The sequence below is a fragment of the Bacillaceae bacterium S4-13-56 genome (genome assembly GCA_040191315.1).
Lineage (GTDB): Bacteria > Bacillota > Bacilli > Bacillales > JAWJLM01 > JAWJLM01.
This window is the reverse complement of sequence record JAWJLM010000006.1, coordinates 1-22,117: the sequence shown is the minus strand read 5'-3', so window position 1 is coordinate 22,117 and position 22,117 is coordinate 1. Positions and strand designations below refer to the sequence as shown.

25 protein-coding genes and 2 pseudogenes are annotated in these 22,117 nt (G+C 35.9%); 10 read left to right on the top strand and 17 right to left on the bottom strand.

The genetic code is table 11. The features are described from left to right. Genes yqeK through RZN25_03195 form a run of 6 tightly spaced genes read right to left on the bottom strand, consistent with a single transcriptional unit; the run spans position 1 to position 3,898 of the window. Positions 1 to 567: a bis(5'-nucleosyl)-tetraphosphatase (symmetrical) YqeK gene (gene yqeK, locus RZN25_03220; protein MEQ6375838.1), complete on the bottom strand. Its 567-nt coding sequence runs from the start codon at positions 565 to 567 to the stop codon at positions 1 to 3. After that, positions 557 to 1,123, bottom strand: a complete 567-nt coding sequence (locus RZN25_03215) for a nicotinate-nucleotide adenylyltransferase (protein MEQ6375837.1) — start codon at positions 1,121 to 1,123, stop codon at positions 557 to 559. Before RZN25_03215 ends, yqeK begins: the two co-directional genes overlap by 11 nt. A gap of 12 nt (positions 1,124 to 1,135) precedes the next feature. Next, complete coding sequence (yhbY, locus tag RZN25_03210) at positions 1,136 to 1,429, bottom strand: ribosome assembly RNA-binding protein YhbY (GenBank protein ID MEQ6375836.1); 294 nt, start codon at positions 1,427 to 1,429, stop codon at positions 1,136 to 1,138. Next, positions 1,423 to 2,268, bottom strand: a complete 846-nt coding sequence (gene aroE / locus RZN25_03205; GenBank protein MEQ6375835.1) for a shikimate dehydrogenase — start codon at positions 2,266 to 2,268, stop codon at positions 1,423 to 1,425. The genes yhbY and aroE overlap by 7 nt, the downstream gene beginning before the upstream one ends. A 14-nt stretch (positions 2,269 to 2,282) precedes the next feature. After that, the gene (gene yqeH, locus RZN25_03200; protein MEQ6375834.1) at positions 2,283 to 3,380 is read right to left on the bottom strand and encodes a ribosome biogenesis GTPase YqeH; all 1,098 of its coding nucleotides are present in this window, start codon (positions 3,378 to 3,380) and stop codon (positions 2,283 to 2,285) included. A gap of 2 nt (positions 3,381 to 3,382) precedes the next feature. Further along, complete coding sequence (locus RZN25_03195) at positions 3,383 to 3,898, bottom strand: YqeG family HAD IIIA-type phosphatase (GenBank protein MEQ6375833.1); 516 nt, start codon at positions 3,896 to 3,898, stop codon at positions 3,383 to 3,385. Positions 3,899 to 4,329: 431 nt separating this feature from the next. Between RZN25_03195 and RZN25_03190 the strand changes: the two genes are divergently transcribed. The 9 genes and pseudogenes from RZN25_03190 to RZN25_03150 all read left to right on the top strand — a co-directional run bounded on the left by RZN25_03190 (position 4,330) and on the right by RZN25_03150 (position 11,120). Further along, positions 4,330 to 4,470, top strand: coding sequence for a sporulation histidine kinase inhibitor Sda (locus RZN25_03190; GenBank protein MEQ6375832.1), 141 nt, complete (start codon positions 4,330 to 4,332; stop codon positions 4,468 to 4,470). A gap of 228 nt (positions 4,471 to 4,698) precedes the next feature. Then, positions 4,699 to 7,038, top strand: a complete 2,340-nt coding sequence (locus tag RZN25_03185) for a Na+/H+ antiporter subunit A (GenBank protein MEQ6375831.1) — start codon at positions 4,699 to 4,701, stop codon at positions 7,036 to 7,038. A gap of 1 nt (position 7,039) precedes the next feature. Then, positions 7,040 to 7,378 carry a Na(+)/H(+) antiporter subunit C gene (locus RZN25_03180; protein ID MEQ6375830.1) on the top strand — a complete coding sequence of 113 codons (339 nt, stop codon included), beginning with the start codon at positions 7,040 to 7,042 and terminating at the stop codon, positions 7,376 to 7,378. After that, a complete protein-coding gene (locus tag RZN25_03175) occupies positions 7,371 to 8,852 on the top strand; it encodes a Na+/H+ antiporter subunit D (GenBank protein MEQ6375829.1) in 1,482 nt (493 codons plus the stop codon). Before RZN25_03180 ends, RZN25_03175 begins: the two co-directional genes overlap by 8 nt. A gap of 4 nt (positions 8,853 to 8,856) precedes the next feature. Continuing rightward, on the top strand, positions 8,857 to 9,333 hold the full coding sequence (locus RZN25_03170) for a Na+/H+ antiporter subunit E (protein MEQ6375828.1): 477 nt from the start codon (positions 8,857 to 8,859) through the stop codon (positions 9,331 to 9,333). Further along, positions 9,333 to 9,620, top strand: a complete 288-nt coding sequence (locus RZN25_03165) for a Na(+)/H(+) antiporter subunit F1 (protein MEQ6375827.1) — start codon at positions 9,333 to 9,335, stop codon at positions 9,618 to 9,620. Before RZN25_03170 ends, RZN25_03165 begins: the two co-directional genes overlap by 1 nt. Further along, entirely contained in the window at positions 9,601 to 9,951 is a 351-nt protein-coding gene (mnhG, locus tag RZN25_03160; GenBank protein MEQ6375826.1) for a monovalent cation/H(+) antiporter subunit G, read from the top strand. Before RZN25_03165 ends, mnhG begins: the two co-directional genes overlap by 20 nt. Before the next feature lie 158 nt (positions 9,952 to 10,109). After that, entirely contained in the window at positions 10,110 to 10,829 is a 720-nt protein-coding gene (gene sigK / locus RZN25_03155) for an RNA polymerase sporulation sigma factor SigK (GenBank protein ID MEQ6375825.1), read from the top strand. A gap of 102 nt (positions 10,830 to 10,931) precedes the next feature. Next, positions 10,932 to 11,120: pseudogene (locus tag RZN25_03150) on the top strand (hypothetical protein). Between the two features lie 50 nt (positions 11,121 to 11,170). Here the strand turns inward: RZN25_03150 and RZN25_03145 are convergent. From RZN25_03145 to RZN25_03135, 3 genes are all read right to left on the bottom strand, one after another. Further along, positions 11,171 to 11,407, bottom strand: coding sequence for a YrhC family protein (locus tag RZN25_03145; protein ID MEQ6375824.1), 237 nt, complete (start codon positions 11,405 to 11,407; stop codon positions 11,171 to 11,173). Positions 11,408 to 11,473: 66 nt separating this feature from the next. Next, positions 11,474 to 12,178: a 5'-methylthioadenosine/S-adenosylhomocysteine nucleosidase gene (mtnN, locus tag RZN25_03140; GenBank protein MEQ6375823.1), complete on the bottom strand. Its 705-nt coding sequence runs from the start codon at positions 12,176 to 12,178 to the stop codon at positions 11,474 to 11,476. Beyond that, positions 12,179 to 12,883 (bottom strand): YrrS family protein, encoded by a 705-nt coding sequence (locus RZN25_03135; protein MEQ6375822.1) that lies wholly within the window; start codon positions 12,881 to 12,883, stop codon positions 12,179 to 12,181. A gap of 583 nt (positions 12,884 to 13,466) precedes the next feature. Here RZN25_03135 and RZN25_03130 point away from each other — a divergent pair. Further along, complete coding sequence (locus RZN25_03130) at positions 13,467 to 13,718, top strand: KTSC domain-containing protein (protein MEQ6375821.1); 252 nt, start codon at positions 13,467 to 13,469, stop codon at positions 13,716 to 13,718. On the opposite strand, the gene RZN25_03125 is transcribed toward RZN25_03130, so the two are convergent. From RZN25_03125 to mltG, 8 genes and pseudogenes are all read right to left on the bottom strand, one after another. Further along, positions 13,708 to 15,420, bottom strand: coding sequence for a penicillin-binding transpeptidase domain-containing protein (locus RZN25_03125; GenBank protein MEQ6375820.1), 1,713 nt, complete (start codon positions 15,418 to 15,420; stop codon positions 13,708 to 13,710). The two genes, RZN25_03130 and RZN25_03125, sit on opposite strands and share 11 nt — an antisense overlap. Positions 15,421 to 15,635: 215 nt before the next feature. Continuing rightward, positions 15,636 to 15,791, bottom strand: a pseudogene (locus tag RZN25_03120) (zinc ribbon domain-containing protein). A 486-nt stretch (positions 15,792 to 16,277) separates the two neighbouring features. Beyond that, positions 16,278 to 16,754, bottom strand: coding sequence for a transcription elongation factor GreA (gene greA / locus RZN25_03115; protein ID MEQ6375819.1), 477 nt, complete (start codon positions 16,752 to 16,754; stop codon positions 16,278 to 16,280). Positions 16,755 to 16,972: 218 nt separating this feature from the next. Then, positions 16,973 to 17,614: a uridine kinase gene (gene udk / locus RZN25_03110; protein ID MEQ6375818.1), complete on the bottom strand. Its 642-nt coding sequence runs from the start codon at positions 17,612 to 17,614 to the stop codon at positions 16,973 to 16,975. Between the two features lie 2 nt (positions 17,615 to 17,616). Next, the gene (locus RZN25_03105) at positions 17,617 to 18,882 is read right to left on the bottom strand and encodes a U32 family peptidase (GenBank protein ID MEQ6375817.1); all 1,266 of its coding nucleotides are present in this window, start codon (positions 18,880 to 18,882) and stop codon (positions 17,617 to 17,619) included. Positions 18,883 to 18,896: 14 nt separating this feature from the next. Beyond that, positions 18,897 to 19,826 carry a peptidase U32 family protein gene (locus RZN25_03100; GenBank protein ID MEQ6375816.1) on the bottom strand — a complete coding sequence of 310 codons (930 nt, stop codon included), beginning with the start codon at positions 19,824 to 19,826 and terminating at the stop codon, positions 18,897 to 18,899. Between the two features lie 5 nt (positions 19,827 to 19,831). Continuing rightward, entirely contained in the window at positions 19,832 to 20,467 is a 636-nt protein-coding gene (locus tag RZN25_03095; GenBank protein ID MEQ6375815.1) for an O-methyltransferase, read from the bottom strand. Positions 20,468 to 20,557: 90 nt separating this feature from the next. Next, positions 20,558 to 21,688: an endolytic transglycosylase MltG gene (gene mltG / locus RZN25_03090; GenBank protein ID MEQ6375814.1), complete on the bottom strand. Its 1,131-nt coding sequence runs from the start codon at positions 21,686 to 21,688 to the stop codon at positions 20,558 to 20,560. Positions 21,689 to 22,117: the final 429 nt, after the last annotated feature.

Sequence of the window (22,117 nt, the reverse complement as noted above, 5' to 3'; positions counted from 1 at the left end):
CTATTTCCCTCCTGTTACAAAATCATTGTAAGCTAAAAACGTATCCGGATAGATTTTTTGATTTTTTGATAGTAAAAAAATAATGGTATTAGAAAGAGCTAATTTACAACCTAAATTTATATTATCTTGAGCTACCTCTCTTACCGTATCCACGCCCGGAAAAGATCTTCCGGGCTCTATATAATCAGCAAGAAAAATAATTTTTTCTAAATCAGACATATTGACTCTTCCAGTAGTATGAGATTTAATAGCCATCAAAATATCCTTATCGAGAATCCCCACTTCTCTTTCCACTAAAATGGCTCCTACGGGAGCATGCCATAATTCATGGTGATACTGTAGCAAATCTTTTGAAAGTGTCTTCTCAGATAAAATCCACCGGCCCATCTCTTCCTTCGGTCTGTACTTTGCATAATCGTGAAAAATTGCAGAAAGCTCGACCTTTTTCAAATCTATTCCCATTTTTTCTCCAAGACGAAGCGCGGTTTCCAAAACACGAATAGTATGATCATACCGTTCAGGTTTTAGTTTTTCTTTAACAATAGCCAAAGCTTCCTCACGATTCATAAATCTGATTCTCCTTTATAAAATCTCCTAGTAATCCAGGTAAGAAATGAGAAGAGTCCAGTCCCTTTTGATATCTTTTACGGATCATAGACGAAGATATGTCTACAAAGGGAACATCCACTTCCATGATGGGATAAGTAGTTGTATGTGGGAAACCCTCCCTTTTAACACCTACAAAAGTGACTATTTCTAATAATTCCTCTATTTGATACCATTTAGGCAAGTAGTCAACCATATCTCCACCAATAATAAAGTAAAATTCAATATCTGGGTGTTGGTTACGAAGGATAGTCAACGTTTCATAAGAATAGGAGATTCCTTTTCTTTCCAATTCAATAGACTCCACCCGAAATCTTTGATCAAGATTAGCCATTATGGTAACCATTTGCTTGCGAAGATCAGGACTCGTGTTTGAATTTTCTTTATGCGGAGGTTGATATGTTGGCATAAACCAAATCTCATCTAATTGAAGCTGAATAAGCACTTCTTTAGCAATTATATAATGTCCAAGATGAGGTGGGTCAAAAGTGCCGCCTAAAATTCCTACTTTTTTCATGTTATCCCCGCTTTATGTTGGAAGGACAATTTCTTTATGTTCTTCTGATTCTTTGTATAGAACAATCGTGAGCCCAATGAGTTGCACTAATTCAGCATCCGTTTCTTGAGCTAACTCTTCTGCAACAACTCTTTTATCCTCTCCATTATTTTGTAAAATACTGACTTTAATAAGCTCTCTTCTCTCTAAAGCTTCTTTAACTTGTTTGACCATATTTTCATTTATTCCACTTTTTCCGATTTGGAAGATCGGATCAAGATGATGCGCTTTGGATCTTAGAAAACGTTTTTGTTTACCTGTTAGCATTTTTGTTCACCTATTAAGATTAATTCCAATTCCTTTACAAGTGGAGTGGCATCCACATTCTTACCCGTCCATTGTTCAAAAGCTAATGCTGCTTGATAGATAAGCATACCATGCCCTGTTAGAACTTGCGCATTTAGACGCTTTGCTTCTTTTAGGAAAGCAGTTTCAATAGGTTGATACACGATATCACAAACAATGGTTTTGGAAGATACGTTGTGTAGCGATATTATCTGATCCTTCGACCCTTTCCCCATTCCTACTGAAGTTGTCTGTATAATCACATCATATTCTCCAACCTTCTCTTCTGCCTCTTTCAAAGAAAGAATTTGAGTATCTGTAGTATCCTTCTTCATTTCTTTCAGTGATTCCATTTTGGGAACCGAACGATTCGCAATATCAACCTTTGAAAAAAGATGATGGGTAAGTGCACCATAGATCCCTCGAGATGCTCCCCCCGCACCTAAGAGTAATATCTTACTCTCGTTGTTTACTTGTTTATAGCTTTGCCGAAGAGATGCAAGAAATCCTTCTCCATCCGTATTATGCCCAATCCATTTCCCATTCTGGTGAACCACCGTGTTTACTGCACCTACTCGTGCAGCAATAGGGGTTAATTCATCTAAAAAAGGAAGAATTTTCTCTTTATAAGGGACTGTTACATTGAATCCATGAATACCCAAAAGCTTCATAGCACGAATTCCTTCTTCAAACTCATTCTCTTTTAACTCAAATAAATGATATCCGCCATCCAAAGACATTTGTTTTAAAAAATAATGATGAATCCATGGACTTCTTGAATGATGAACAGGATTCCCCACTAATCCTAGAAATAATGACATCCATTCTCCCCCTTTTAAATCAAGGATGGTCGTGTTGAAATCGCAACCCCTTTAGGGGCATACGCCCGTATTTTGACTCCGCCTTCCGGCACCGTAACCCAACCGAGTCCAGAATATACAATATCAGTTTTATCATTCTCTATATAAAACTCATAACCGATTAAAGGTGGTAGGATCTCCTTCGTTTCCTTATCTGGAGGGGATAACAATTCTCCTATATGCTCGCTATATAGGGAATCTGCCTGCTCTAGCTTAGTCCGGTGAATATATAACTCATTTGAAAAATGGCAGACAAAAGAATGTCGGCCCCCACTCTCATAATCTAATCTACCTAGTCCTGCAAAAAATAATGTTTGTCCCTCATTAAGCTGGTAGACTACCGGCTTTATTTCTTTTCGTGGTGTAATAACCTTTAAATCATTATTCGAAACATAATGAGCCATTTGAGAGCGGTTAATCACTCCTGGAGTGTCAAATAATGATCCATGGTCTTCCAACGGAATCTCAATAAACCCTAAGGTAGTTCCCGGAAAATAAGAAGTCGTTATTGCTTCTTTCTCTCCTGAAAAGTCATGAATTAAATGATTAATGAAGGTTGATTTTCCAACGTTGGTGCTCCCGACTACATATACATCCTTTCCGTCCCGCACAGAGTTAATCCCTCTTGCGGCCTCTTTCATTCCCATTCCGTTTGTTGCTGATACTAAGAAAACCTTCTCTATTTGCAAACCATAACTTTTGCATGAAGTCCGAAGCCACTGTATCACTTTATTAGGATTAACAGACTTGGGCAATAAATCGACTTTATTTCCAATTAAAATAATCGGTTGTTTCCCTGTTAATTTGGGAAGATTAGGGATAAAACTTCCATCGAAATCGAATATATCAACAATATTCACGACTAATGAATTTTTATTTTTGATTTGCATTACCATTTTTATAAAGTCTTCATCTTCTAAATCAACATCTTGCACTTCATTGTAGTGCTTTAAGCGAAAACATCTTTTACAAATAATGACTTCTCTATCTAATGCAGACCGTGGTGCATATCCAATTTTCGACTCATCCTCTGTTTGGATTACAGCTCCACAGCCCTGACAAATAGGCTTCATTTCTATTCCTCCCAAGTGAGCATCCCTCTATTTTTCATCCACTGTAAAATTCTTCTTTCAATTTTTCGATTCACTCTTGTCATCCATTCATCGGTTTGTTCAATGGGGACAACGAGAATCGTCTTAAATCCGGCACTATTCCCACCCAATACATCTGTTAACAGTTGATCACCAATAACTACAATTTCTTCTTTTAATAAATCCATATCTCTTTGTGCTCGTATGAAAGATTTACTCATTGGTTTTCTCGCACTATAAATGAACGGCGTATTAAGGGGTTCAGAAAACTTTTTCACTCTTTTTTCATTATTATTTGACATTATTGTTACTTTTATATTTTTCTCTTCCATGACCCTGAACCATTGAATCACTTCAGGGGTAGCATCTTTGCGGTCCCAGGAGACCAATGTGTTATCTAAGTCCGTTATAATCCCCTTAATTCCTTCCTGAATCAACTGATCCGGATGAATTTCAAAGATCGATTTAACATACTTTGAAGGCAAAAACCTTTTCATCAAACTCATTCACCTCAATTTTTCCTTTAACTCCTTACTCATCATATACAATTTATTTCTATCTTTCAAAAAAAACTTGGATTTTAAGGCAAAATCTAGTACTTAGTGCCCATCGCCTAAAAATATTCCTGAAACTTTTCGACAAATTTCATCAAAACTTCTACCTGTGGATAACTTTATTCACATTATCTCGGTTGATTTTATTGATTTTCCCATTCAATTCCACACTTTATCAACAACTTATGAACAGTGCTCTGTGGACATTTTTAGAGGTTGTCCTACCTTTATTTTTTTGATAAAGTATAACTAACTTAGATTAAGACAGACATTTAACGATTGCAATAAACCTTTTTCTATAAATAAATCAATAAAAAAATCCTTACCTTCATTGTACAGAAATTAGGGGGTGAAAACCGCTACTAAGCGGAAATGTTATGGAACATTTATCTGATGAGTTATTAATTGAATCCTACTATAAGGCTTTAGAACTAAAACTTAGTGTTGAGTTTATTAAACTAATTGAACAAGAAATACATAAACGATCTTTATCACAAAAAGTAAAGAAATCTGTTTAAAGCTACACTGACCAAAATTTTTTATCTAACAAAAAATGCATTGATAAGCTAGACCTTACCATAATATTTGTGGTAAGGTTTTTTTGTAGTATCAGCTATTTTAGCAATGTACAAAAAAATCACGAATTCCTAATGTTTTAGAAATCTTGGCAAACTACCAAGTACAGCGAAAAAAAGAGAAGATATCAACTATCATAACAAAATTTAAGGGAGGATTAAGCGAACGTGATCATTTTTTTCGTACTGTTACCTATAATGTTTGCATTTCTTGTGCCCATCATAAGTAAATGGAAGCATAAAATCCATACAGGCTGGTTGGTTTTAGTCATACCAATCATTATTTTTACTTATTTTATTAGATTTGTTGGAAGTGATTTTGTTCCTATTTCACAATCCTTTCCATGGATCCCCTCGTTACATATAAATTTTGATATGTATATTGACGGTTTGAGTTTACTTTTTGTTTTGCTGATAAGCGGAATTGGATCACTAGTTGTTCTTTATTCCATCTATTATTTAAACAAGGATGAACAATTAAAACAATTCTATATCTATTTACTATTATTTATGGCAGCTATGTTAGGCATAGCACTCTCTGACAATGTGTATGTTCTCTATACATTTTGGGAGCTAACTTCTTTGTCTTCCTTTTTACTTATTGGATACTGGCACAATCGTGAACGATCTAGATACGGTGCCTTAAAGTCAATGTTGATTACAGTTTTGGGAGGTCTAAGTCTACTTGGTGCTTTCATTACCCTCTCCGTAATCACTGGAACAACCAGTATCAGAGTTATGATTGAAAATAGTGATAAAGTTCTAACTAGTCCATTCTTAGGAATCATACTTGTATTCCTATTTCTAGGCGCATTTACTAAATCTGCTCAATTTCCTTTTCACATCTGGCTACCAGATGCAATGGAAGCACCTACACCTGTTAGTGCTTATCTTCACTCAGCAACAATGGTTAAAGCAGGAATATACCTAATTGCACGCTTTTCTCCTCTTTTTGCTGCAAGTGAGTGGTACTTTATGGTCGTTTCAACTGTAGGATTAATTACCCTATGCTGGGGATCCTATATGGCTGTTCGGCAAACCGATTTAAAGGCTATTTTGGCATTTTCGACTATAAGTCAATTAGGTATGATTATGGCCATGCTTGGATATGGCACGGAGGCTGCCTTGTTTGCGGCAGTATTTCATATATTGAATCACGCCACATTTAAAGGTAGTTTGTTCATGGTAGCTGGTATTGTAGATCACGAGACTGGCACAAGGGATATACGAAAACTCGGTGGCTTAATGGCTCTTATGCCTATTACCGGCGTACTTGCGTTATTTGGCACCTTTTCTATGGCGGGTTTTCCGTTACCATTTTTAAACGGTTTCTACAGTAAAGAGCTATTTTTTGAATCTAGTTTGCACATAGGTCATTTTGAAAATTCCTACGCAGCCTTATTGGCCAATGTAACGCCAATCATAGCTGTTTTAGGGAGCATCTTCACTTTTGTTTATTCTATGTATTTATTCTTTGGAACATTTAGAGGAAAATTAAAAGTAGATGAGTTGCCACAGAAGCCACATGAAGCACCAATTGGTATGCTTATCTCACCTATTCTTTTGGTTTTTGGAGTTATTATTATTGGGCTCTTTCCAAATCTATTTAATAAAGGGATTCTCTCTCATGCAGCAAGTGCAATTCTAGGGGGAGGACATGTAGAAGAAAAGATCTATTTTTGGCATGGGTGGGACTCCCCTGCTTTTCAAATGTCTCTCCTAGTCGTTGGCTTGGGAACCCTTTTATTTCTCACTAGAAAAAAATGGAGAACAATCTACAGAATTTTACCTGGAAATGTAAGTTTTAACCAAGTTTATGATGGGACAATTAAGCGAAGTGAAACTTATTCTGCAGCTATTACTAATAGCTATATGACGGGATCATTAGGTTTATATATTCGCCTCATCCTATCTACCATTTTCTTTATTACAGGTGGAGTCCTTTTGTACACAAATGGGATTAATCTTAATGTTAGTGAAATGGGTGCCATAACTGCGCCAGAAATTCTTGTAGCCCTAGTGATGATTATCGCTTCCTTTGGTACTATCTTTGCAAGAAACAGAATAGCTGCCATTCTTATTTTAGGAGTCGTAGGATATGGTATTTCCCTATTATTTGTTTTCTTTAGAGCACCAGATCTTGCTCTAACACAGCTAATTATAGAGACTGTAACTGTTGCGCTGTTTTTACTCAGTTTTCATCACCTGCCACAGCTTGAAAAAACAACAGAGAGGCCTATAGTAAAATCAGCAAACATTTTTATTTCTGTAGCTTTTGGTCTCCTTATGGGTATCATTGGACTATCTGCTCATAACAGCAAATGGTTTAAGCCCATTTCTGAATACTTTATAGAAACTTCTCATGAGCTAGGTGGAGGAGACAATGTAGTAAACGTTATTCTAGTTGATATGCGTGGACTAGATACGTTGTTCGAGATTTCTGTTCTAGGTCTTGCGGCGCTTGGTATTTATGGACTTTTAAAACTAGGACGTAAAAGGGAGGCTGAATAAAGTGGAGATTATCATGATTATTACAGCATCCATACTGTTTTCCACTGGGATATACAATCTATTACAAAAACAGCTTCTTCGTATCATAATTGGTACTGTGCTTTTATCCAATGGAGCCCATTTATTTATTTTAACAATGGGAAGACTAAAAACAGGTGCTCCTCCCATATTAGAAGAAGGAATCGACTTATATACCGACCCATTACCACAGGCCTTAATCCTTACTTCCATTGTTATTAGCTTTGGAGTAACCAGTTTTCTGCTTGTTTTGGCATACCGAGCCTCGAAGCTTAATGGGACAGATAATATGGAAAAGTTGAGGGGAACAGATTATGATTAATTTAGCCGTACTACCTATTGTCATACCGTTATTAGCTGGAATTATCGTTGCCTTTTTTACAAAACGGTTACCCTTGGCAAGAGGATTTACTCAAGTAGTCATGCTTTTCAATACTCTTTTGGTTATGTATATAGGCTGGCAAGTATATACAAATGGTTCAATCGTATTAGAAACAGGGGGATGGGAAGCTCCTTATGGAATTATTCTTGTCGCTGACCCCCTTGCCATTTCTTTAATTATTACTACAAATATAATTGCATTAGCTTTAGCCTTTTACGCTCCTCATGTTCTAAGTAAAGAACAAGAACAATTTTATTTTTACTTCTTTTTCTTTTTATTAATTACAGGTGTTTCTGGGGCATTCCTTACAGGAGACCTTTTTAACCTCTTTGTTTTCTTTGAAGTTTTACTAATGGCTTCTTATGGATTAATTGTTTTGGGAAATGGAAAAGCCCAATTAAGAGAATCCTTAAAATACGTTTTACTTAATCTTTTTTCTTCCATTCTTTTTGTTACAACCGTGGCCTTTCTTTATTCTATTTTAGGTACGGTTAACATGGCCCAAATGGCAGAAAGAGTAGCTGAAGTGGAACAGCAAGGTGTTTTAACTGGGGCTGGTATTTTACTATTTTTTGTTTTTGCAACAAAGGCTGCTATTTTCCCTTTGTACTATTGGCTTCCTAGATCTTATAGTGTACCAAATCCTGTTGTTTCGGCTATGTTTGGTGCCCTATTAACTAAAGTAGGTGTATACTCAATCCTACGTGTCTTCACCCTGATCTTTAATCATAAACCAGAAATTACACATGAATTGTTTATTTGGTTAGCTGCTTTCACTATGATTTTTGGTGCAATTGGTGCTATTTCTACTTCTAATATTAAATTAATTGTCGCTTACAATATCATACCAGCTGTTGGGTATATGTTGATGGGAATCGGACTATTTACAACGGTTTCTATAGCAGGGACCATTTATTATTTGATTCATGATATGATTATTAAAGCAGCTTTATTTTTATTAGTTGGAGCTTTAGCTGCATTAGCTGGAACAAGTGACCTAAGAAAGATCAGAGGAATGATTCATCATTATCCTTGGCTTGGTTGGCTTTTCTTTATAGGTACTTTATCCTTGGCTGGGATACCTCCATTTAGTGGTTTCATAGGTAAATTACTGTTGATACAAGGTGCGGTAGAAAAAGAGGAATTTGGATTAGTGGTTATTTCCCTTTTAACAAGTCTTCTTATTTTGTACTCCATGATTCGAATATTCATTCAGGGATTCTGGGGTGAAAAAGACGAAAACTTTGAAAGACAACCGAAAGTTGCAAAAAGATTAATCTTACCTGCTGCTTTCTTGTTATTGTTTTCTATCCTACTAGGTGTAGGAGCAGAGTGGTTTTATCCAACCGTAGAAAATATTTCTACTTACCTACTAGATCCTAATCAGTATATCAATACAGTGCTAAAGGAGTAATGCTATGGCTTTTCAAATTGTAATTAATATTCTAATCGCCATTATATGGATGTTTCTTGGAGAAACGTATACTCTACCATCCTTTGTAATGGGCTATACTATCGGCCTATTGCTCATCTTGATGCTTCAGCGTTTTATTCCAGATGAGTTTTATCTGAGAAAGGTTTATAAAATCCTAGCATTAATCTTTCTTTTCCTTAAGGAACTTACACTATCTAACCTATCAATTTTAAAATTAATTTATAAACCAAAATTAGACATTAAACCAGGAATCTTTGAGCTTCCTACAGAATTAAAGAGTAATTGGGAAATTACCCTACTGGCAAACTTAATCACTCTAACTCCTGGGACATTGTCGGTGGCCGTATCAAATGATCAATCAAAAATTTATATTCATGCCATGGACATACCTGATGTTCAGAAATCCATAAATGAAATTAAAGAGAGCTTTGAACGGGCAATCATGGAGGTGACAAGATAATGGGATTAATCCAAGGGGTAACTGTTTTCGGGATGGTAATGATCTCTCTATCTATTTTTATGCTTCTTTATCGAGTCATTGTTGGGCCTACTAACCCTGACCGCGCTGTTGCTTTAGATACTATTGGAAACAATATGATGGCTCTTGTAGGATTGCTTGCTATATATTTAAGCACCACTAACTTCAATGATATTATTTTGCTCATTGGTATTTTATTGTTCATTGGCACTATCTCTTTAGCAAAATTTTTGGAAAAGGGTGTTATAATTGATAGAGATCATCATTAGCTTTTTTATACTAGTAGGAACAATAGTGACTGTTTCCGCTTCAATAGGTATTTTACGTTTCCCAGACATTTATACAAGAATGCATGCTGCAACGAAAAGTGCTACTTTAGGAGTTTCGAGCATTATGATTGCCAGTTTTCTATACCTGTTTGATCTGCATGGCGTCTCCAGTGGGAAACTTATTTTGGCCATAATTTTTGTACTTCTTACTGCTCCTGTTTCAGGTCATATGATTTCTCGTGCCGCCTATCGCAGCGGAGTGAAGTTATGGGATAAAAGTGTACGAGATGATTATGCTAAAACCCTTCCTACGTACCAAAAAGAACGTTAATTTTAATGAAACTTTAAAGAGAGCGGCATTTTGTCCGCTCTTTTTTACATTATTTTAAATCAAACATGTCCTTATTTCGATTGGACAGACACAATCTCCTCCTATTCTCATACATATAGTGTATGGGCGTTTGCCTAAATCAATAGGAGGTGTAAGATGTGTCTTCATTCATGACAGCACTTGTATATATAATTAAAGAGACGTTCTTTTTTGTCTCCTATGTTAAAAATCAAGCTTTTCCACAACCTCTACCTCCTGAAGATGAAGCATATTATTTAAAGAAAATGATGGAAGGAGATACCGCAGCTCGTGACAAATTAATTGAACATAATTTAAGGTTGGTAGCACATATCGTCAAAAAATTCGAGAATACCGGAGAAGACAGTGAAGATTTAATCTCAATTGGGACCATTGGCTTGATCAAGGGAATTGAAAGTTATTCCCCAAATAAAGGGACCAAATTAGCCACCTATGCAGCTCGTTGTATAGAAAATGAGATTCTTATGCATTTGCGTGCCTTAAAGAAAACAAAAAAGGATGTTTCCCTGCATGATCCTATTGGTCAAGATAAGGAAGGAAATGAAATTCATTTGATGGATATCCTCAAAGCTGACAACGAAGATGTCATTGACCATATCCTTTTAAGTATGGAGCTTGAGAAGCTTAAAAAGTATCTGTCTATTTTAGATAAACGCGAAAAACAGGTAATCGTTGGACGATTTGGTTTAGATTCAAAAGAGGAATTAACACAAAAACAAATAGCTAAAAAACTAGGTATTTCCAGAAGCTACGTTTCTAGAATTGAAAAGAGAGCATTAATGAAGATATACCACGCAGTTTATCGTCAGCAAAAAAAACAAGAGCAATCTGAATCTTAAGTATGGGGACATGTGACCCAAACACCCCTCCTATCTGGTGCATAGGCTAATAATAGAAACATCAAAGAGAGGTGATTATGAATGCCTTATTGGAATGATGCACCTTATTACGGATGGTATGGGTATGGACCTAGTTATGGAGGATATTATGGTGTTCCTTATGACGCAGGTCCTTATGCAGGTGCACCCTATGGTGGAGGATACAGCAGTGGCTTTGGACTTGGATTGCTAGTTGTATTGCTTATTCTCTTATTAGTATTAGGTGGATACTACTATTATTATAATTACTAATTTTATTAGGTATATGATGAAAGGGCTCTATCGGATAATAGAGCCCTTTGTTATGATTCTAATTCATTTAGTTGATTTTGGCATTTTTTCCAAAGATAAATAAACCAACCAGCAGCAATTAAGCAAAATGTGGTTATGGGCATAAGCCAAACATAAGCTTGAGTTTCCTGAATAAATACAGATAAAAGACTAGCTATATAAAAATAAAAACTTACAATTAGTAGAGTATAAACAAATCGCGAATAATCACTTTGTTTCATTTGTAGTTCGTTTTTTTGTGTTTCCATAACGAATCCTCCCCTTACTTTCCTAATCATATCATGGATTAAGAAGGATTGGGATGGAACTTAATGTCACTTTTGGTTTATTCTTTCGACCATAAATGAAATTAATTGGGCAGAATTTTTAGCTGCTTTTTCAAGATAACTATCAAAAGAAATGGAAGATTCCTTTCCGGCAATATCAGATAAAGATCTTATAATAACAAATGGAGTCTTGTAAACATGACATACCTGCGCAATAGCAGCAGCTTCCATTTCCACACAAAGAACCTTAGGGAATTGTTCGCGAACAGTGTTGACTTTTTGGGCATCCTCCATGAAAGTATCTCCACTTGCAATCATCCCTGTCTTTACTTGAATAGACTGGGGCAATTGTTCAATTGCCTGTCTAGCAATCCTTTGAAGCTCACTGTGCGCTTCAAAAACAATTGGCATTCCAGGCACTTGTCCGTATTCATAGTTAAAAGCGGTAACATCCACATCATGATGGGTAACTACATTGGATATGATAATATCTCCAACCTGTAAATCAGGATCAAATCCACCTGCTGAACCAGTGTTAATTACATACTTTGGATGATAACGTTCTTGTAAGATAGTTGTGGCCATCGCTGCATTTACTTTTCCAATTCCTGATTGTAAAACTACCACTTCGGTACCTTGTAGTACACCTTTATGGAACAAACAACCTGCTACTTCTTTAGTTTCTTTGACTTCTACAAAATTAAGAATTTCTTTTACTTCTTCTTCCATTGCTCCAATAATTCCTATTGACACTTATTCCACCTCAGTATCTTGTTCATTTTCGCTAGTATTTTCTTTTTTATCATTTTCTTTTAATCTCTCTACTATAATTGGTTTATATCCTTGATTTTCTATCCATTTAAGAGTCACTCTGTAGATCTTGTCTTCATCTTGTTGTAAATTCGTTACAGTAGCCACTCTTTCCTGAATAGCCTCACCATGAGTTACCCACCATAAAATTAAATCATCTGGTCGAAGTTCCACTGCGTACCCAATGGCTTGTCTTAATTCTTTCCAATCAACAGATTCTTTATCAAAGCTAGGTGTATGAGGTTCTTTTTGAGCGGTCCCAATAGGTTCCCATGCTTCATTGGCGTATGTTTCGATCACATTAGGATCGTCTGAATTCTCTTGTACTTGTTCGTTAGACAAGTCCTCTTGTTCCTCCGGTTGATTCGTGTTTTCACTAGAATCAGAAGGTTGGTTATCCTCTTGTTCCTGATCATTCATACCTTCATTTCCACTCTCTTCAATTGCATTGTTATTGGATTCATGTTCTTCATTCGTAGCTGTTGCTGGTAACGCCTCATCTTGGGGTGGATCATTAAAAATAAAAAGGAAGATGAGAACAATAATCAATAAGCTCCCTACTATACCAAATAACGTTATCATTTTTGTATCTCTACGCTTCTTTTCAAATCGATTCACTCTTGAAGAATCCTGATTCGAATTTTCCAATACAATCTCTCCTCCTCGCTATAAATAGACTCTCGGCATTCGCCAAGTTAGGTGGTTCAAGGATTTTCTTGAACCAGTTATATTTGATTCCTCCTACTTTTGATAGGGGGATTTTTCAATTTACACAGATAGAATTGGAAATTCTTCATTAATTTTTTCACTCGAATTGTAGAAAACACTTGACTTTTCAAAACGTTCGATCATCTTTTCGCAAACAAACGCCTGGTTTATTCTTTAAAAATAAATAGTACATTTTTGAAAACTCCATGAAAACATAACTCCACTTTATACTCTCTAACGGAAATCCTAGTTAATTTTTTACAAATTATCGATGAAGTGGTTTTTTATTCCGAGAGTCTCTATATAATTATACTATGGTGTACTTCTAGAACCAATGCCATTGAACTACCTCCACCTAAAATTTTTTTGAGGAAGGAGTCTTCTCGCACATTTGTTAAAACAAATAAGTGAATGATAGCACATGTTTTTTTGTCGAATTTGTTCTATTTTTGACAGAGGGGAGGAATATCTCAAACGAACGTGTAATATAGTGTTAATAGATTCTTTAATTTGGGGTGGTCGAATGATTTGGACAAGTTTTGAAAATCCAGAATGGAATATTCAGTCATTCAAAAAGTTTGGATATGATAAAGAAAAAGAACTTTTAATGATCCAGTTTACCAATGGAACCATGATACATATTCAAAATATTGAAGAACAAATTATGTTTGAATTTATTATCTCCACAAAAAAAGATGCATTTATCGAAGAGTATCTCATGAACTATTATCAATATCATATTGAGGATAATGAAGCCTCTATGTTCAATCCTTAGAGGCTTCCTCTTCGTAAACTCCCTCCACAATTTCTCGAAATATCGGATACGTTAAGTAACTTCCGTTTTCCACATCTAGTTCATATACTACTAAAGTATACTTAGGTTGATCATATGGAAAGAATCCTGCGAACCAATGATGTTCTTTGCCTTCTCTTCCTGTTTCTGCTGTCCCTGACTTTCCCGCAACGTTTAGTCCTTTTAAGGACTGCCCTGTACCAGAATCAACCACTTTCTTCAATAAATCTGCCAATCTTTCTGCCGTCTTTGGTTGTAAAGCTTGCCTTTGTCCCTGCTGTTCATTAAAGGAAACCATAGTAGCTCCATTTTGATAAAGAATACGTTCTACCCCCCTCACCTGCTGAAAAACACCCCTGTTGGCTATTGTGGCCATCATGTTGGCAATAGATATTGGAGTTATTTTTACATTTTTTTGCCCAATTGCGGTTTGATTGATGGCTTTAGCGGATTGACGATCATACCAATCTCCCCATATATGCCCTTTTTCCTCCTCAGAGAACTGTCTAAAGTCTTCATAATGAAAGATATCCCCAGTCCATCCAACAGGCCCAGTAAGTCCTATTTTTTGGCTCATGCTCTCAATAGCATTGGGATCATTTCTTTGTAGTTCTTCCCCAATTTGTGCGAAAGTTCGATTGCAACTCTGAGCAAAACTTTCTTCAAAGGATAGAGCTCCTAATTTTCGGTTTGCTTCATTTTCTCCATATAAATCAAGATTACAATTATAAGTGTGATTTAAGTCGACTTCTCCACCTTCTATTGCAGCTGCTGCGACTACAGTTTTAAATACAGATCCAGGAGCATATGCCCTTAGATTATGATTAATGATAGACCCTTCTGAAAAAGGATCATCAATATTGATTGATGGTTTGCTAACCATAGCCACTAAGTCCCTATTTTCTATGTCTATAAGAACAGCTCCACCTTTCCCTAATTTGTTATCCTCTACACTCTTTTCTAACAAATGTTGAATAGTGGAATCAATCGTGGTTTTAATTTTCACAGGATAAAAGGAAGAAGAATCTCCCTTATAAAAATAAGAGAGTCCAAACAATGGTTGTTTTTTAGCATCCACATGCAAAAGCAGCTTTTCAGAGTTTTGATTGACTAGAAAGGAGTCAAAGGTGGCCTGAAAGCCTGTCACTCCAATTTGATTATAGGTTGTATTCCCGTATCTTTGAGATTCTACTTCCGCATTTTCACCAACTATACCCAGCAAATGCTCAGCTAGTAATGGTTTATAATTGGTTGAGTTATCAATGGGAACCAGCCCTGGGGTTTGATTTTCTACAAAAAATGTATAGTTTTCCATGGATATATTGTGACCTATCAGCTCTGATAACTGAATAGGCTGTTCTAATTCTGCTAGGTTTGAAAAGTCTTTTTGAAACCTATTTTCCAAAATCTGAACAACTTCAGGAATTTCCTTTATAAAAGGAAAAACAACGATATCCTTTTTAGGCACCTCTGTTAGAGGCAGCATATTTCTATCATAAAAAGAACCGCGTCCCTCACCAAGATGAATCACTTGTGTTCGTTGTTGGACACTTTTCTCTAATAGGTTTATGTTTTCAGGTCCAAATGAATCTGTAGAAAAAATTTGAATATCTCCTAGTCTCCATATTAGGCCTACCCAAGTAATCACAAGGAAACACACAAAAATAATCACTCTATTCTTCACACTCACCACCTCAACTCAAGTGTCTCCAATAACTAAAACATTCAAACCGTGAACCTCTCCAACTAAATCAATAGATTTTGATGGAGCATCCCTTATAAGAGACATTTCCTGTTTCTTAGACCGATGCCCCCCTCATCCGAGGGAGAACTTATATAATCTCCACAGGCATAGATTATACTGTTCGGGCGGGACCTCGACCTACAGTGTTTGTATACTTAGGATGCAGAAGGATATAGTTCGTCCTTTGCACAATGTAAAATATTTCGAGCTGCATTTTCATCTCTATCCATAATTAACCCACACTTCATACATACAGGAGTACGCACGGATAGGGATTTCTTTACATGATGACCACAATCAGAACATTCTACACTGGTATACTTTTTGAGTTTAGGATATTTCGCTTCTTTACGGGAGAATTTTTCCTACGCTTTTTCTAAGCGAAAGAAAACTTCTTGTAAAGGTTGAGAAGGTACTTCTTTCAACATAGGAATAACTTTCTTATCTATTGTTTGTTGATGTTGCATATCAAATCTACATATGAACGTTTTTCTTGTTTGTAGATGCGTTGTTTATCTAGGAGAGCAAATTTATACTGCATACGACAAATGTTAATCCATCTGTTTAATGGTATGTGTCGCACCTCCTTATCATACCATTTATCTATCATTTAGTCGAACGTAGGTTCTTATAAGCACAAAAGAAAAAGCGATTCATCTCCCACTAAATCAAAGATTTTGAAGGAGAATTCTCGCTAATTTTTGTTAAAAATGACGATTCTCATGTATTTCTTCCCAACAGAAAAATCCCCCTCAAGTTCAACTTAGATTTTGAGGGGGATTTTTAGTAAACGCTTCCTATTCTGCTTTAACAATTTTTACATTAATCTCTCCACCTGGAGTTACCACAGTGACTTTCTCTCCAACTTCATGCCCCAAAAGACTTTTTGCCATTGGAGAATCATTTGAAATTTTACCTTCAAATGGATCTGCTTCTGCACTACCAACAATTTGATAAGTTTCTTCATCACCTTCAGGTAATTCAACAAATGTTACAGATTTACCTAAAGAAACCATATTAGGGTTATCATTATCATTTTCAATAATGACTGCATTACGTATCATTTTTTCAAGAGCAGCAATTCTAGATTCCACAAATGCTTGCTCATCCTTCGCCGCATCATACTCGGAGTTCTCTGATAAATCACCAAACCCACGAGCAACCTTAATTCTTTCAACAATTTCTTGTCTTTTTTCAGTTTTTAAATGATGTAATTCTTTTTCTAATTTCTCTTTTCCATCTTGTGTCATATAATAGCTTTTCTCTTCTGCCATTCATTTTACACTCCTTTGAATCCCTGTGTTCAACATCACTATATAAAAATGAGCATCACATGGGGATGTGCGCTCAGAATCATAAACATTCAAGGATTGTTTTATTTCTAGAACCTACCACATACCACATACTATGGCAGATTTTTTCTTTTTTTTCAATACTTTTCTTCTCATTTATCATGACATTGTTTTAGATTTTCATACATCATATTCACAATTTAACTGTAGTTTACCATCTTTTCATTAAGAATAGTCTGGATCTTTGTTGCCATCAAGTCAATGGCTACGTGATTTTGTCCACCCTCAGGAATAATAATATCGGCGTATCTTTTTGTTGGTTCTACAAATTGCAAGTGCATAGGGCGAACAACGTTAACATATTGTTCTATTACCGAATCAATGGTGCGGCCGCGATCCTTAATGTCCCTTAACATTCTTCTAATAATTCTTATATCTGCATCCGTATCAACAAATACCTTAATGTCCATCAGATTACGTAGCCTTTCATCCTCAAGGACAAGGATACCTTCAAGAATAATAACTTCCTTTGGTTCTACCTCTATTATCTCATTGGAGCGTGTGTGCAGCTTATAATCGTATACAGGCTTTTTAATTTTTTCATGTTGAAGCAATGCTTCAATATGATTAATTAAAAGATCGTTATCAAAAGCTAAAGGATGATCATAATTGGTTTTTAACCGCTCCTCGAAAGGCAAGTGGGCTTGGTCTTTATAATAATAGTCTTGTTCAAGCATTAAAATAGTCTTATCAGAAAATCGTTGACAAATAGAACGTGTCACAGAGGTCTTTCCCGATCCCGTCCCACCTGCAACTCCAATCACAACAGGTCTTTCTGGCATGATTAATGCTCCTTTCGCATCATGTTATAAGGAAAAACAGGTTGATCAACTTTAATTTTTACAATTTGGAGCGGGTGTCTAGCGGCATCAAGTTCATTTCCGTCTTCATCCCAAATGGTACCTACGGTTTGGGAAAAACCAGAAAGTTCTGGGCCAAAAAATTCAATCTTATCACCAGGCTTGAAATGGTTCCTTTGTTGAATCATTGCCATATTATTTTCAATATCGAAATCTAAAACGAGTCCTGCAAAATCATAGGATGTCTTTTTACTATGATTCCCATACATTTGCTCTTTGTGACTTGGTGTTCCCTCATAAAAGGCCGAAGCCGTATCGCGGTTTGCACATTTATCAAGTTCTTCAATCCACTCTTTTTTGATTTCGAAATGATCTGGGTCAGCACAATAAGCATCAATGACCTTACGGTAAACACTTACTACAGTTGCCACATAGTGGATAGATTTCATTCTTCCTTCAATCTTTAAGCTATCGATACCAATATCAATCATCTTTGGGATGGAAAGTAAAAGATTTAAATCCTTTGGGCTCATGGCAAAAGGTGCATCTTCCTCTGAAAATAGGGCTAAATCATTTTCACCCTCGTTTTTCTTCATTAACCCATAATCCCAACGACAGGACTGGCAACAACCACCACGGTTAGAATCTCGAGCAGTCATATGATTACTTAAAACACAGCGGCCAGAATAAGAAATACACATAGCACCATGAATAAAGGTTTCAATTTCTATATCCACCTTTTCTTTCATTTCCTTAATTTCTTCATGGCTAGTTTCTCTCGCTAAAACGACCCTCTCTAACCCTTCTTCCTTCCAAAATTCTACAGCCTTAAAGTTGGATAAGGATTGTTGTGTACTTAAATGCACCTCTAGTTTTGGTGCGACACGTTTACATGTTTCTATAATTAAAGGATCAGCAACAATGATTCCATGAACTCTTGCGTTTTCAATTCCTTGCAAATATTCCTCTAACCCATCCATATTTTCATTATGGGCAAAAATATTGGTAGTCACATAAATTCTGGCATTATATTGTTTTGCGAATTCAACGCCTTCCGCCATTTCTTCCAATGAAAAATTATCTGCATTAGAACGAAGACCAAATTCTTGACCCCCAATAAAAACGGCATCTGCACCATAGCGCACGGCTATTTTCAACTTTTCTAAATTACCGGCAGGCGCCAGTAATTCTGGTTTTTTTACAATGACACGTTTTCCATCTATCACTTTTGAGATCTCTCCAATAGCCATGTTATTTCCTCCTTTTAATATACGGTTTCTTTAAAATAAAATCCGGTATCAAGTGATCTGTTTTTTGGCTGAAGCTTTTCTATTTGATCATAAAGATCCTGTTTTTGTTCTTCATATAAAGATGGGTTTTCATAATAAAGATCTATCGCTTTTCTATAAAGAGAAGTGACATTCAAAATATATTCCGATGACTTCAAAACACCATCAATTTTCAAAGAATCAATACCCGCTTCAAAAAATTCTTCTAATTCATCAATCATACAAATATCATTCGGACTCATAATATGAGTCCCATTTTCATCTTCAAATATAGGGTAACGGTTATCCCTTTCCTCATCATAAAGATACAAGGATTCATCCATACCTTGTCTCTCTATTTTCATATTTTTTTCTTGATAGCGATAATAGTTTCCGATAAGCATTCTTTTCGATTGAAACATGCAACTCATTCCATGAATTTGTACTTCGATTTCAACTTCTGCATTTTCTTTAATTTCAATAACGGAATCTAAATTAATTTCTCTTGCTAATACAGCTCGTTTTGCTCCTTTTCTTCCCCAATAATTACATGTGTACCAATTGGTTCCTGTTGTTTCTGTACTCCAATGTAATTTGAGAGAAGGAGCCTTTGCTTTTGCAATCATAATAACAGCAGGGTCCCCGAATACAACCCCATCAACACCTGTCTTTTCCAGAAAAGGAAGATAGTCTTCTAAATCTCCTACTCGATCATTATGAAAAATAGCATTTACTGCCACATATAATTTTTTCTTATATGAATGAACCAACTGAATTGCTTCAACTATTTTTTCTCTTGTAAATTCTCCTGGAAGACGTAATCCAAAATGTTCTTCACCCACTAAAAAAGCATCTGCACCTGCACTTACTAAATCGACGATATCCTGTACATTTTTTGGAGTTACTAAAAGCTCCGGTTTATTCATCCTATTCACCTCTTTATCGTTATTGAAACTCCATCCCCTAACGGAACAATAACAGATTGATAATCGGAAAGATTAGTTAACCATTCATTATACCGGTTTATCTTTTTTCCGATTTTGGCTTTCCTATTTGAAACGTCTGTTTCATCTAAGACATATCCATGAAAAAGGACGTTATCCGTAAGAATCATACCATTTTCTTGTACATATTTAGAAAAGGTTTCAAAAAACCGTTGATATTGTCCTTTGGCAGCATCTATAAACAATACATCATAAAGCTCACTATTACTCACGATTTCCTCTTGATCAAAAGCATCTCCAAATACTACCTCAATTCGCTCTTCTAGCCCAGCCTTTTTAATGTTTTTAAGAGCTTCCTCATAGCGAACCTGGTCTCTTTCTATGGTTGTGATAAAGGCAGTAGGACAAGCTTGTGCCATACGAATTGCAGAATAACCAATGGCAGTCCCGATTTCCAGAATTTTTTTAGGATTCTTCATACGAAGTAATTGAAGTATGAATTCCAATCCAAGGGGTTCCATGATAGGAATGGAATAGTCATGTGCATACTTTTCCATCTCTTGAATTAAGAGACTTTTTTCAGGTACAAATTTCAACAAATAATTTTCCAAGGTCTCCTCCATGCCACCCACCCTTTCCTATCCATTAAAAAATACAACCATAGTATTTTATCATAGCAAAAGGAAAGAATGCGAGTGTTTTTACCCGCATTCTTAAGATTCATTATTTCTCAAATATTGGTTAACTAAACGTTGATGTTCCTCATAGGTTTCTGCATAATGGATTTTGCCATCTGGAGCTGCTACAAAGTAGAAGTAATTACTTTGTTCCGGCTCTAGGGATGCTATTAGTGAATCTTCGGAAAAGTTAGCTATTGGCCCAATAGGTAAACCGTAATTTTGATAGGTATTATAAGGTGAATCTACCTCTAAATCCACATAAAGCACCCTGTCTTTATGTTCACCTAACGCATAAAGAACAGTCGGATCTGTCTGAAGCATCATACCTTCACTTAAACGATTTTGAAAGACACTGGAAATTAACATTCGATCCTCTAAAGTCTTAGCCTCCATTTCCACTAGAGAGGCCATCGTAACTAACTCGTGTACCGTAAATTCGCTTTCCTCCATCTTCCCTAAATAAGGTGAAATGACTACCTGAGTTTTATCGAGCATTTTCTTTATAACCGTTTCAATAGAAGGATTTTCTTCATAAAAATCGTATGTCGAAGCAAATAGATACCCCTCTAACGGTGCACGAATATCAGGATGTAGAATATCTTCTGTTAATATATCAGGGTAGGTTTCTATAAGATGTTGGATATACTCTTCATCATTTACTTTTTCGAGAAACTCATCCTTCGTAAAATTTGATTTATTTGCCATGATTTCTGCAATTTGATCTACAGTTTTTCCTTCAGGAATTGTGACTTTATACAAAGCTTCACGAATAATCTTTCCTGTTTTAAGTGACTCTATTAACTGATCTAAGGACATAGAAGGACTAAATGTATACTCTCCAGCCTGAAAGTTAGATTCATTATTAAACTTAATATACAACTGAAATAATCTACTGTTATTAATAATTCCTTCTTGCTCTAAAATATCACCTATTTTAGAAACGGATGAACCTATTGGAATCTCAATCGTTTTTGTTTCTTTACTGTTGGGATCAACAGGTTGTAACCCATTTTTCACATACGAATAACCCGAATATCCTGCAACAACAAGAGAAATGGTTAAGACCAGTAATACGATAGAAACTATCTTTCTTACAGTTCTAGTCTCTTCACTGCGTTTTTTGATACTATTTTTATAAAAATCGTCATGATTCGACGAAGACATGCGACTTCCTCCTCTCATCCGGTATATTATACAACATAACCTTTCTAGAATGCTAGAACGAAAATCAGAAACCTTGGCTTGTCAATCAAGAGTTCTCCATTATTAGAAAAAACTCTGCTTATAGTTAAAGAAATTCTTGAAAGCGTATTTTCTTTCATAGAAGCCATTGTACTATGGAGTGCAAGACCTAATGGTGAAAGCCTTATTTTCACTTGACAAACACCGTGAATAAAGTTATATAAGAAAAGTGCAAGCGCCCTATGAAACAAGAAAAGCACTTGTTTCTGCGAAGTAGCTCTATGTAGCTTTCCTTCCTGCGATTACTCAGGGCAAAATTGACCGTGTCGAAGAAACGTTCTAGGTCTATATCAACAATCCCAGTCGTAACCTTCGTACAGGTTGCGGTTGATATGTTCTTTGGCGAATTTG